The following is an 11506-nucleotide window of genomic DNA, read 5'->3' on the forward strand; positions in this document are numbered from 1 at the left end:
AGCCTTCCGGCAGAGGAGGGAGCCTTCCAGCAGAGGAGCCTTCCAGCATGATCGGCGTGCTCATCTTCCCGGACTTCCAGCTGCTCGATGCCGCCGGGCCGATCTCGGTGTTCGAGATCGCCGCGCGCTACGCGAGCGCCGCGCCGATGATCCGGGTGGTGGCGGCCAGTCCGGGGCCGGTGCGCTCCTCCTCCGGCGCCGAGATGCTGGCGCGCAAGTTCGGGCCGGTGTCGGCGCTGTCGACCCTGCTGATCGCCGGCGGCGACGGTGTCGAGGCGGCGAGCCGCAATGCCTGCACGCTGAATTTCGTGCAGAAGGTGGCGCGCCGCGGCACCCGCGTCGCCAGCGTCTGCTCGGGCGCGTTCGTGCTGGCCGAAGCGGGCCTGCTCGACGGCAGGCGGGCGACGACGCACTGGCAGCGGACGCGGCAGTTCCTGCGCGCCTATCCGAACGTCAAGCTCGAGCCCGACAGTATCTATGTGCGCGATGGTCAGATCTGGACCTCGGCCGGCATCACCGCAGGCATCGACCTTGCGCTCGCCATGGTGGCCGAGGATCACGGGGAGCAGATCGCGCAGAAGACGGCGCGGCAGCTCGTGCTGTATCACCGCCGCAGCGGTGGCCAGTCGCAATTCTCCTCGCTGCTGGAGCTGAAGGCGCCGAGCGGCCGGTTCGCCGATCTGCTGACCTGGGCGCGCGAGCATCTCGATGCGCCGCTGTCGGTCGATGACCTCGCCGAGCGCGCCGGCATGAGTACCCGGCACTTCACCCGCGCCTTCGTCGCCGAGACCGGCACAACGCCCTCCAAGGCGATCGAGCGTCTCAGGCTGGAGGTGGCGCGCGACCGCGTGCAGGCCTCGCACCAGCCGATCGAGCTGGTGGCGGCAGCAGCCGGCTTTCGCGATCCCGAGCGGATGCGCCGCGCTTTCATTCGCGCCTTCGGCCAGCCGCCGCAGGCCTTGCGACGCGCGGCACGCAGCACGGCCGCCGGTTGATCTGAATCAGACGCCGGGAACCGCGACCGCCTATCCTCTGCGTGTGATCTGATGAGCCCGCGGAGCTTTCCCAGTTGATGGTTAGTGGCGCTGAAGGCGCGATGGTCGGAGCTCTTGATCGTCCGCTGTCATTGGCAAGGTATGATCGGTTTCCGGACGGGCTGCTGGATGTGCCGGCGCCCGAACTGTGGCGGCACCTGCCGGGACCATCGCTGTTCAGCCTGGACGGGCGGCAGAGCGACGCGCTGTTCCTCAGCGTGCTGCTGCACGGCAACGAGGATACCGGCTGGCGCGCCATCCAGCGCGTTCTGAAGCGGCTGCAGGGGCGGGTGCTGCCGCGTCCGGTGCTGCTGTTCGTCGGCAACATCGCCGCCGCAAAGGCCGGGGTCCGCACGCTTCCCAGTCAGCACGACTACAACCGTGCGTGGCCGGGCACCACGCATCCCGCCACCCCCGAAGCCCGCGTGATGCAAGAGGTCGTGGCGATCACGGCGCGCGCGCGCCTGTTCGCCAGCATCGACATTCACAACAACACCGGCAACAACCCGCACTACGCTTGCGTCAACGACTGCGGCGACCGCCATCTGCAGCTGGCGCGGCTGTTCGGCCGCACCGTGGTGTATTTCGAGGAGCCGGTGGGCGTGCAGTCGGCGGCGCTGGCGCGGCTGTGTCCGGCGATCACGGTGGAATGCGGACGGCCCGGTGTCGAGGCGGGGGTGGCGCATGCAGTCGAGCTGATCGAGGCGGCGCTGTCGCTGCAGCACTTTCCGGCGCACGCCGTCGGCGACACCGAGATCGATCTGCTGCGCACCTTCGCCATCGTCAAGGTGCCCGCGGACGCCACGTTCTCCTATGACGGCAGCGCGGCCGACTTCGCGTTTCGCGGCGATCTCGATCATCTCAACTTCGCCGAGCTCGACGTCGGCGTCTCGTTCGGTCGCTCCACCGGAGGCCGGCGGCTCGAGGTTGCCAGCGCGGACGGCACCCGCACGGACTACTTCCACTACCGCGACGGCGAGATCCGGCTGGCACAGCGCGCCATCCCGGCGATGCTGACGCTCGATCCCGACGCCGTCAGGCTCGATTGCCTCGGCTATCTCATGCACCGCATCGGCCGCGACGGACGACGGCTGGCCGATGACCGCGGGTAGCGCGCGATGACCGGCTCCGCTGCTCCAACCTTCGATCTCGTCAGCGCTGCAGACCAGGCGCGGTTCATGGCGCTGCAGGACGAATTTGCCGCGGCCTACACCGGGCTGTTCGATGATCCGAGCCTGCCGCGCACCGTCGTGATCGTGCCGAGCCTCAGCCTCGATCCCGAAGTGCTCGCCAAGGTCTCGGGCGTGCATCACTACGAGGAGCGGATGCTCTGCATGCTGCTGCTGTTGCGCATGCCCAGGACCCGCGTGGTCTATGTCACGAGCACGGCGATCCCCGACACCATCATCGACTACTATCTGCATCTCCTGCCGGGCGTGCCGGGGAGCCATGCGCGGGCCAGGCTGACGCTGTTGTCCTGCGATGATGCCTCGCCCGCGCCGCTGACGCAGAAGATCCTGGCGCGTCCGCGCGTCCTCGATCGGCTGCGCACGGTGCTTCGGGGCGAGGGGCCCGCGCATCTGAGCTGCTACACCGTGACCGGGCTGGAGCGCAGGCTGGCCTTGGCGCTGGGCGTGGCGATCTATGGCTGCGATCCCGCGCTCGCGGCGTGGGGCTCGAAGAGCGGATCGCGCCGCGTCTTCAAAGAGGTCGGGATCGATCTGCCCGACGGCTTCGAGGATTTGTCCGATCCCGCTGCGCTGACCGACGCGCTGACCGAGCTGAAGCAGCGCAGACCCGAGCTGCGCAAGGCCGTGGTCAAGCTCAACGAGGGATTTTCCGGCGAGGGCAATGCGGTCCTCGACCTCACCGCCGCGCCGATGGATCATGGCCTGCGGCAATGGCTGCGCGATCGCCTGCCGCACATGGCGTTCGAGGCACGCGGCATGACCTGGGAGGTTTTCGCGGCCAAGCTCGGCGCGATGGGCGGGATCGTCGAGGAGTTCATTCCCGGTGCGGTGAAGCAGTCGCCATCGTCGCAGCTGCGCATCGATCCGCTCGGCCGGGTGGAGGCGGTGTCGACGCATGATCAGGTGCTGGGCGGACCGAGCGGGCAGATCTTCCTCGGCTGCCGGTTTCCGGCCGATGAGGCCTATCGACGCGACATCCAGGCCCGTGGCGTGGCCGTCGCGGAGGCGCTGGCGCGCAAGGGCGTGATCGGCCGGCTCGGGGTCGATTTCATCTCGGTGCGCGACGGACCGGACTGGCGGCATGTCGCGATCGAGATCAATCTGCGCAAGGGCGGCACCACGCATCCGTTCCTGATGCTGCAATTCCTCACCGACGGCCGCTACGAGTCCGGCAGCGGAGAATTCGTCACGCCGGCGGGACAGCCGCGCTGCTACTACGCCTCCGACAATCTCGAGAGCGCCGCCTATCGCGGCTTGAGGCCGGACGATCTCGTCGACATTGCCGTGGTCAACGGCCTGCACTTCCACGCCGCGGCCGGCGAGGGCGTCGCTTTCCATCTCATCGGCGCGCTCTCCGAGTTCGGCAAGCTCGGCGTGGTCTGCATCGGCCGGACGCATGAGCGCGCGGCCGAGCTCTACCGCCGCACGGTGGAGATTCTCGATCGGCAACGAAGCGAGGAGAACGGCGGCCTTTAGCCTGCGATGGCTGACCTGCGGCGGATGGTCGGCCCGCGCCCGGCGCGGTTGCGTCATGGTCTTGCAGGCATGCCGATGCTGCGGTTTGCATCGGCTGATCCCAGACCTATAGTCCGCGCCGCGAATTGGTGCTGCGTCGGGGATCATGCGCGTTTCAATCATCACCGGGAGTGGCGCGGGGATTGGCGCCGCCGTGGCGCGGCGGCTGGCGGGACCGGGGCAGGGCCTCATGCTGCACGGCCAGGGCGCCGACGCCGCCGGGCGCGCGCGACTGGAGGCGGTGGCGGAGACGTGCCGGGCGGCCGGGGCCGACGTCGCCGTCCACTGCGGCAACCTCGCCACGGCCGGTGCAGCGTCCGAGCTCGTGGCCGCGGCGCAAGCCAGGTTCGGGCGGATCGATGCGCTGGTGCACGCGGCTGGCTTCGCCGACCGCCGCAGCTTTCGCGACCTGCCGCGCGACGGTCTCGACCGCTCGCTGGCGGTGATGCCGGCCGCCTTCCACGAGCTGGCCAGCGCCGCGCTGCCACAGCTCTTGCAAAGCACGGCGGCCCGCGTCGTCGCGATCTCGAGCTTCGTCGCGCACCGCTTCGTGCCCGGCGGCACCTTCCCGGCCTCGGCGGCCGCCAAGGCCGCGCTGGAAGCGCTGGTGAAATGTCTCGCCATCGAGCTGGCCGCGAGCGGCGGCACCGCGAATGTCGTCGTGCCCGGCTACACGCGCAAGGACGAAGGCCGCCTCGGCTCGCTCGATCCGGCCGCGTGGCAGAAGGCGGCGGCGGCGAACCCGCAACAACGGCTCGCCGAGCCGCACGACATCGCCGCAGCGGTGACGTTCCTGCTGTCGACCGAAGCCGGCCACGTCACCGGCGCCGTGCTGCCGGTCGATGGCGGCCTCACCCTGATGTAGTTCGCAGATGGATCGAGAGACGATGGAGCATGTGCAGCAGACCGCCGACGTGATCGTGCTGGGAGCGGGGATCGTCGGCGTCTCCTCGGCCTACGCCATCCGCGAGCGCGGGCTGGCGGTGGTGCTGGTCGACCGCAAGGCGCCCGGCGAGGAGACCTCCTACGGCAATGCCGGCATTCTTTCGTCCGGCTCGATCCTGCCGCTCAACAAGCCGTCGCTGTTTCGGGCGCTGCCGTCCTATCTCGGCAACACCAGCGCGGCGCTGCGCTGGGATCCCTCCTGGACCCTGCGCAATATCGAGTGGGTGCTGCGCTTCCTGGCCAATGCCGTGGAGTCCCGCGTCAAGCCGCGCGCGATCGCGCTGCATGGGCTGATCGGCGCGTCGCTGGCGCTGCATCGCGACTGGATCGTGCGCGCCGGTGAGCCGCAGCGCATCCGCGAGACCGGCTGGCTCAAGGCCTGGCGCAGCGACGCGGTCGGCGCCGCCAAGGCCGAGCAGGCCTTCCTCGCCGACTACGGTATCAAGAGCGAGCTGCTCGACCGCCAGGCGATCTCGGCGCTCGAGCCCAACATGCTGCCGGTCTACAAGGTCGGGCTGCTGCACAGCCAGACCGCGTCGGTGGATTCGCCGGGCAATGTGACCAAGGCCTATGCGCGGATGTTCGAGGGCGCGGGCGGCGTGCTGCGGCAGTCCGAGATCCGCGCGCTGCTCGCCGACGGCGGCGGCTGGCGCGTGGTGCTCGGCGATGGCGAGATCCGCGCCCGCCACGTCGTGGTGGCGCTGGGACCGTGGTCGCCCGATCTCCTCAGGCCGCTCGGCTACGAGGTGCCGATGGCGTTCGAGCGCGGCTATCACCAGGAGTTCACGCCGAACCCGAACCGCAGGCTGCTGCGGCCGATCCATGACGCCGAGGGCAGCTTCCTGATGACGCCGATGGAGAACGGGGTGCGCGTGACCTCCGGCGTCGAGCTGACCGACCGCGACGCGCCGTCCAACTTCGCCCAGCTCGAGCAGGTGGTGCCGCTGGCGCGCGGCGTCGTCGAATTCGGCGACGCCGTCGCGCAGCCCTGGCGCGGGGCGCGGCCGAGCCTGCCGGATTCGCTGCCGATGATCGGGCCGGCGCCGCGGCATTCCGGCTTGTGGCTTGCATTCGGCAACCAGCACATCGGCTTCACCACGGGGCCGGCCACGGGAGCTGCGATCGCCGCGATGATCGCCGGCGAGGCGCCGTCCTTCGACGCCTCCGCCTTCGCGCCGAGCCGGTATCTGTGATGGGCCGCGACCGTGTTGCGTCGGAGACGAAACGACCACCGCGGTTCCGCTTCATTCCCGGACTGGTCTGATCACGTCGTGGTCGGGCCCGCCGGATGGACGTGATGTCGCCCGCAGCCGCTCGGTCAGGGGCCGCAGCAACTGCGGCGCCAGATGGATCGGAAACTGACTGATCGCGAAGTAGAGCCACGTCGTGCCGGGGATCGCGCCCTCGGTGGCGGCCAGCATCAGTCCCATGTTGCGCAGTGAGACCATCATGCCCAAGGCCATCGCGCGCTCGCGGCCCGCGCCGCGGAACAGCAGCATGGTGACCCCAAGCAGCAGGAAGAACACCGCGAAAGCCAGCATCGCCAGTCCCAACATGCGGAGCGGACTCGTGACGAGATCCACGAGGAAGTGCGACATGACGGCCGAGGCAAACACGAACAGGATGCAGATGTTGACGCCGTCGATCGGCGCGCGATGGCGGCGGATCGCGTCGTGGCCGAAGGCGAGGCGGATGGCGACGGCCACGACAAACGCCGCGGCGAGGATGCCGGCGAGCTTCAGCCCGAGCGCGGCCGGCGACAGCGCCAGCGCCGCGCCGAGAAAGACATAGGCGAACACCGGCGCGGTCAGCGGCACCAGCGCGGTCGAGGTGACCAGGGTGATCAGCACCAGCGTCGCATCGAGCCCCATCAGCGCGGCGAGCGCCGGCGAGGCCATCATCGGCGAGGCCGACGCCTGCAGCATCAGCGCGAGGTGCAGGTCGGGCGCCGCGTCGTCGAGGCCGGTGGCGCGCGCGAGCGTGCCGACCGTCAGCGGGACCGCGATCGTGGTCCACATGGTCGCGGCGACGACCAGCAGCGGCCGGCGCAGATGGGCTCGCAACATCGCGACGTCGACGCGCATGAAGGAGATGCAGAGCAGCAGGAAGATGGCTTGCGTGACATAGGGGCGTGTCAGCTCGCCGATCGGCGGCACCGCGATCGCGGCGATGAGCACCAGAACGATGGCGCGGGTGCCCTGGTTGCCGAGCCAGCTCAGGGCCCGCAGGGGAACAGCGAGAGGCCCGGAGGACGGCATCGGAATTCCAAGCGATGTGAATCAAAGAACGCGCGAACCATGCGATGGCCGCGCGTTCCTGCAAAGTCACATCTGGTTACCGAGAATGTCGGCGCCGGACGCAGCGATGCGCCGACGCCGCCCGTTACTGCGCGCTCGAGCCGCCGACCACGATCTTCTCGTTGAGCTTGAAATCGACGGTCTGTACGGTCTGGTCGATCTCGGGATTGGGCATGCCGATCTGCTGCGCGATCAGCTTCACCAGCAGATCGACGCGCTCGATGAACGGCGCGCCGGCGGCCACGGCGCGCGCCGCGGACGACGGCTTGAGCAGGCTCTCGGCCGCCTTGGCGTATTTCTCGAACGGCACCTGGTCGCTGGGATCCGCGCCGAGCTTGCGCGCGATCGCGTCGACATGTTCGTAGATGGCCTTGGACTGGGCGAGGTTGCCGTGCACGGCGTCGCGGATCGCCTGCGGCTCGCCGCGGGTAATGCAGCGGTAGTTGCCGGTCAGCAGCATCGACCATTTGGCGAGCGGCACGAACAGCGAGTCGAACACCTTCAGCTTCACCGGCACGTCCTGGCCGTCGAGCCTGACGGCATCGATGTCGCGCTCCAGCTCGCGCAGCAGCGCGTTGTGCTTCTCATCGTCGAAGGCGGCGGCCTTGAAGTTGGTCGGCAGGCCGACATGCAGCACGTTGGCGCCTTCCTCCGGCGGACGGAACGCCTGCGGATCGGGCGAGCACAGCGTGACCAGTCCGGGCGTGAAGCGCTCCCACACCTGGGCGTTGGTGTAGGCCTCTTCGAGATCGCTGTTGGCCAGCGCCGGGATGCGCTTGAGGTAGGGCAGCGGCGGCATGTTCATGATCGAGAGGCACGGCAGCTTGGCCTCGGCGATCTTCACCATCAGCACGCGGATGGTGTGGTTGGTGTATTGCGGCTCCTGCATCGCGAGGCCGACGAGGTCATAGCGCGAGAGATCGACGGCGTCGGGCGTCGCGGCGTCGAGCTTGCCGGGCAGGTCGCGCGAGAAGATCGAGCGATGGGTCGGCTCGTCGCGCAGCTTGATGCGGACCTCCGTGCCCTCGCGATTGATCAGCTCGGCCGTCTTCTTGCGGCAGACCAGCGTGACGTTGTGGCCGGCCATCAAGAGCTTGGTGCCGAGGAGGGAGCCGTAGGAGGCTCCGAGAATCAGAATGTTGCGTGCCATACCTTGGTCTTCCCCAGAGCTTGGTTTTGCGTGCGAGATTTTTTGTTGGCGATCCAGCCGCACCGACGGCCCGTCTGACACCCCAGCGGGCGGACGGAGGCGGTAATTCGATGCCTTGATCGCTGGCATACCAGAGCCTTCATCCCACGGAACGGCCGGTCTGGCAAGGTGCAGCGCACAGCTGCGACATCCCGGGCGGGTGATCCCGGGATCGAACGCCCTGCGGATGATCCAGCGTCAGCTCAGCGCCATGTAGCGGCCGGGCTTGTGGTTGATGGCGATGATCACATTGACGATCACGATGCCCAGCACCGACAGCGCCAGCCGGTTGACCGGGATGACGAAGAACGCCGCGATCATGATCAGGGCATCGACCGCGAGCTGGAAATAGCCGGCGCGGATCTTCCAGTGCTCCTGCAGATAGAGCGCGAGGATGTTGATGCCGCCGAGGCCGGTGCGGTGGCGGAACAGCATCAACAGGCCAGTGCCGGTCAAGCCGGCGCCGATCACCGTCGCATAGATCGGGTTGATCTCGGCGATGTCGACCCAGGTCGTCGTCAGGCGCGAGAACACTGCGACCAGGCCGACCGCGACGAAGGTGCGGATCGTGAACGGCCAGCCCATCCGTTTCACGGCGAGCACGTAGAACGGCAGATTGAGCAGGAAGAAGCTCAGCCCGAAGCCGTAGCCGCTGACGTAGCTGAACAGCAGCGACAATCCGGCGGTGCTGCCGACCAGCAGCACCGTCTTGCTGTAGATCAGCATGCCCAGCGACACGAACAGCGTGCCGAGCGTCAGCGCCATCGCATCCTCGTAGAGCTTGTGACGCTCCGGCAGCACGGTCTCGGTCACGTAGTCCTCGCCTGCCGCGCTCAGATCGCCTTGAACAGGCCGGCGACGCGGGTGACGTCCGACAGCTTCAGTCCGGCGATGTTGATGCGGCCCGACGTCGGCATGTACACGCCGTGCTTCTCGCGCAGCGCCATCACCTCGGCCGGCGTGAGCGGCAGCAGCGAGAACATGCCCTCCTGCCTGCCGATCGCCAGCGAGTTCGACCAGCGGTCGCCGAGCGCCTCGGCGAACGAGCGGCGCAGCGCCGTGAGGCGCTCGCGCATCGACTCGAGCTCTGCGCGCCAGTCGTCGTAGAGCTCCGGCGTGCCCAGGATGGTCCTCACGATCGCCGCGCCATGATCGGGCGGCATCGAGTAGCTGGTGCGGGCAATGGCCACGAGATTGGAGCGGGCCGTGGCGGCGGCAGCCTCGGCGGCGGCAACCGCGAACAGCGCGCCGGTGCGCTCGCGATACAGGCCGAAGGATTTCGAGCAGGACACGGCGACGAGCGCCTCTGGGATCGCCGCGACCAGCGCCCGCAGCCCCGCGACATCGCCGTCGAAGCCGGCGCCAAAACCTTGATAGGCGGAGTCGATCAGCGGCACGAGCCCGCGGGCGGCGATCACCTCGGTGATGCGCGCCCAGTCCGCGGCACCCAGCGGGGCGCCGGTCGGGTTGTGGCAGGAGGCGTGGATCAGGACCGCATCGCCGGGCTGGGCCCGCTGCAGCGCCTCCAGCATGCTGTCGAGCAGCAGCGTCTGCGACGGGACATCGAAATAGGGATAAGTCTCGATCGCGAGTCCGGCGGCGGCGAAGATGCCGGCGTGGTTGGGCCAGCTCGGCAAGCCCAGCCAGATCCGGCCGGTGCCGGCCTGGCGGATCAGGTCAGCGGCGAGCCGCAGCGCGCCGGAGCCGCCCGGGGTTTGCACGCCGGCGGCATGCACCGGAGAGGCCTTGCCGCCGACCATCGTCCACAGCAGGTCCAGGAAGCCCTGGTCGCCTTCCGGAGCGACATAGGCCTTGCTGTCCTGGCTCGCCCAGATCCGCTGCTCGGCGGCCTTCACCGCGCGAAAGATCGGCGAGTGGCCGGCCTCGTCGCGGTAGACCCCGACGCCCAGATCGACCTTGTCGGTCCGCGGATCGGCTTTGAAGATGCCGATCAAAGCGAGCAGGGGATCGTCGGGCTGGCGGCTCAGGCGTTCGAACATCGGGGAGCATTCCTGTTGCGTCGTGCACCGCGGGCAGCCCTTGGCCGCCTGGCAGGCGCGCGGACACTAGCCCGGTTGCGACGCAAAAACAGCGGGAATTTCGGCGATGCTCGGCTGCGTGCAGGGAATGCGCCGCAGCCGTCGCAGAGCCGATCAGCACTGGCCAAAACAGCCCTAGATGCCCACCGGCCGATCCAGCTGCTTCAACCAGGCGCCGATGTCGCGTGCGGCGACATTGGCCTGGTCGAGCAGCTTGCCCATGGTGAAGAAGCCGTGGAATTGGCCGGGATGGGTGCGATAGGTCACTGGCACGCCGGCCTCGCGCAAGCGCCGCGCGTAGTCGTCGCCTTCATCGCGCAGCGGGTCGGCGCCGGCGGTCAGCACATAGGCGGGCGGCAGGCCCACGAGAGACTCGGCCTTGGCGGGCGAGGCACGCCAGTCGTGGATGTCGGCGGCGCTGTTGAGATAATGATCGCGAAACCAGCGGATCACCGAATGCGTCAGCAGCACGCTGGTCTCGGGCTCGCTGTGCGAGGGGTGGCTCATCGTGAAGTCGGTGGCCGGATAGATCAGTACCTGGCCCGACAGCTTCGGGCCGTTGCCGTCACGCGCCGACAACGCGACCACGGCGGCGAGATTGCCGCCGGCGGAATCGCCGCCGACGCTGAGCCTCGCCGCATCGATGCCGAGCGAGGCGGCGTTGCCGGCGACCCATTGAGTCGCAGCGAGCGCATCGTCGACCGCGGCGGGAAACTTGTGCTCGGGCGCGAGGCGATAGTCGACCGAGACGACGATCAGCTCGCCTTCATGCGCCAATGTGCGGCAGACCACGTCATGCGACTCGAGATTGCCGATCACCCAGCCGCCGCCATGGAGGAACACCAGACCGGGGGCGAGCCCGTTGGTCTGCCGTACCGACTTCGGCCGATACAGCCGGGCAGGGATCGCGCCGTGCGGGCCGGGGATCGCCAGCTCCTTGACTTCGGCGAGCTCCGGCGGCTCGGGATTGCTGACGGTGCGGGCGGCCAGATAGTAGTCGCGCGCCTCCTGCGGCGTCAGCGTCTCATAAGCCGGACGGCCGGCCTCCTGGAACGCTTTGTAGACGGCAGCGGCATCGGCATCGAGTTGAACGGGCATTGCAGAGAACCTGTCGCGTTGAAGAGATCTTCTGAGTTGAAGCACTAGGCCGCGGTGCGGCCGCCGTCGACCGTGTAGGCGGCGCCGGAGACGTAGCTCGCATCATCGGAAGCGAGGAAGGCGACGATCGCCGCCACCTCCGAGCCATGCCCGAGCCGGCGCGCAGGCACGCGGTCCACGACCTTGTCGACGGGCACGG

11 protein-coding genes are annotated in these 11506 nt (G+C 68.7%); 5 read left to right on the forward strand and 6 right to left on the reverse strand.

Annotation, left to right across the window (positions count from 1 at the left end):
- Nucleotides 1-47: 47 nt before the first annotated feature.
- The 5 genes from BRAS3809_RS10085 to BRAS3809_RS10105 all read left to right on the forward strand — a co-directional run bounded on the left by BRAS3809_RS10085 (nt 48) and on the right by BRAS3809_RS10105 (nt 5877).
- Nucleotides 48-995, forward strand: a complete 948-nt coding sequence (locus BRAS3809_RS10085) for a GlxA family transcriptional regulator (protein ID WP_008961984.1) — start codon at nt 48-50, stop codon at nt 993-995.
- A gap of 101 nt (nt 996-1096) precedes the next feature.
- Entirely contained in the window at nt 1097-2146 is a 1050-nt protein-coding gene (locus BRAS3809_RS10090; RefSeq protein ID WP_008961985.1) for a M14 family metallopeptidase, read from the forward strand.
- A 6-nt stretch (nt 2147-2152) separates the two neighbouring features.
- Nucleotides 2153-3700: a peptide ligase PGM1-related protein gene (locus BRAS3809_RS10095; RefSeq protein ID WP_008961986.1), complete on the forward strand. Its 1548-nt coding sequence runs from the start codon at nt 2153-2155 to the stop codon at nt 3698-3700.
- Nucleotides 3701-3845: 145 nt separating this feature from the next.
- Complete coding sequence (locus BRAS3809_RS10100) at nt 3846-4604, forward strand: SDR family NAD(P)-dependent oxidoreductase (protein WP_035655936.1); 759 nt, start codon at nt 3846-3848, stop codon at nt 4602-4604.
- A gap of 22 nt (nt 4605-4626) precedes the next feature.
- Nucleotides 4627-5877: an NAD(P)/FAD-dependent oxidoreductase gene (locus BRAS3809_RS10105; protein WP_008961988.1), complete on the forward strand. Its 1251-nt coding sequence runs from the start codon at nt 4627-4629 to the stop codon at nt 5875-5877.
- A gap of 51 nt (nt 5878-5928) precedes the next feature.
- On the opposite strand, the gene BRAS3809_RS10110 is transcribed toward BRAS3809_RS10105, so the two are convergent.
- The 6 genes from BRAS3809_RS10110 to BRAS3809_RS34775 form a co-directional block, all read right to left on the reverse strand.
- Nucleotides 5929-6942, reverse strand: coding sequence for a Na+-dependent transporter (locus tag BRAS3809_RS10110; RefSeq protein WP_008961989.1), 1014 nt, complete (start codon nt 6940-6942; stop codon nt 5929-5931).
- Nucleotides 6943-7066: 124 nt separating this feature from the next.
- Nucleotides 7067-8131 (reverse strand): ketopantoate reductase family protein, encoded by a 1065-nt coding sequence (locus tag BRAS3809_RS10115; RefSeq protein ID WP_008961990.1) that lies wholly within the window; start codon nt 8129-8131, stop codon nt 7067-7069.
- Between the two features lie 237 nt (nt 8132-8368).
- The gene (locus BRAS3809_RS10120) at nt 8369-8935 is read right to left on the reverse strand and encodes a YitT family protein (protein WP_502685663.1); all 567 of its coding nucleotides are present in this window, start codon (nt 8933-8935) and stop codon (nt 8369-8371) included.
- A gap of 68 nt (nt 8936-9003) precedes the next feature.
- On the reverse strand, nt 9004-10170 hold the full coding sequence (locus tag BRAS3809_RS10125; RefSeq protein WP_008961992.1) for an amino acid aminotransferase: 1167 nt from the start codon (nt 10168-10170) through the stop codon (nt 9004-9006).
- Between the two features lie 174 nt (nt 10171-10344).
- Nucleotides 10345-11307, reverse strand: coding sequence for a LipP1 family hormone-sensitive lipase (lipP1, locus tag BRAS3809_RS10130; RefSeq protein ID WP_008961993.1), 963 nt, complete (start codon nt 11305-11307; stop codon nt 10345-10347).
- 44 nt (nt 11308-11351) lie between these two features.
- Nucleotides 11352-11504: an SDR family oxidoreductase gene (locus BRAS3809_RS34775; RefSeq protein ID WP_008961994.1), complete on the reverse strand. Its 153-nt coding sequence runs from the start codon at nt 11502-11504 to the stop codon at nt 11352-11354.
- Nucleotides 11505-11506 lie beyond the last annotated feature (2 nt).

It is taken from the genome of Bradyrhizobium sp. STM 3809, from assembly GCF_000239795.1.
GTDB lineage: Bacteria > Pseudomonadota > Alphaproteobacteria > Rhizobiales > Xanthobacteraceae > Bradyrhizobium.

Bases quoted from the DNA above. Each gene is read 5' to 3' on its own strand.
- BRAS3809_RS10085 (WP_008961984.1), top strand. From the start codon at position 48: ATGATCGGCGTGCTCATCTTCCCGGACTTCCAGCTGCTCGATGCCGCC.
- BRAS3809_RS10090 (WP_008961985.1), top strand. From the start codon at position 1,097: ATGGTCGGAGCTCTTGATCGTCCGCTGTCATTGGCAAGGTATGATCGG.
- BRAS3809_RS10095 (WP_008961986.1), top strand. From the start codon at position 2,153: ATGACCGGCTCCGCTGCTCCAACCTTCGATCTCGTCAGCGCTGCAGAC.
- BRAS3809_RS10100 (WP_035655936.1), top strand. From the start codon at position 3,846: ATGCGCGTTTCAATCATCACCGGGAGTGGCGCGGGGATTGGCGCCGCC.
- BRAS3809_RS10105 (WP_008961988.1), top strand. From the start codon at position 4,627: ATGGAGCATGTGCAGCAGACCGCCGACGTGATCGTGCTGGGAGCGGGG.
- BRAS3809_RS10110 (WP_008961989.1), bottom strand. From the start codon at position 6,942: ATGCCGTCCTCCGGGCCTCTCGCTGTTCCCCTGCGGGCCCTGAGCTGG.
- BRAS3809_RS10115 (WP_008961990.1), bottom strand. From the start codon at position 8,131: ATGGCACGCAACATTCTGATTCTCGGAGCCTCCTACGGCTCCCTCCTC.
- BRAS3809_RS10120 (WP_502685663.1), bottom strand. From the start codon at position 8,935: ATGGCGCTGACGCTCGGCACGCTGTTCGTGTCGCTGGGCATGCTGATC.
- BRAS3809_RS10125 (WP_008961992.1), bottom strand. From the start codon at position 10,170: ATGTTCGAACGCCTGAGCCGCCAGCCCGACGATCCCCTGCTCGCTTTG.
- lipP1 (WP_008961993.1), bottom strand. From the start codon at position 11,307: ATGCCCGTTCAACTCGATGCCGATGCCGCTGCCGTCTACAAAGCGTTC.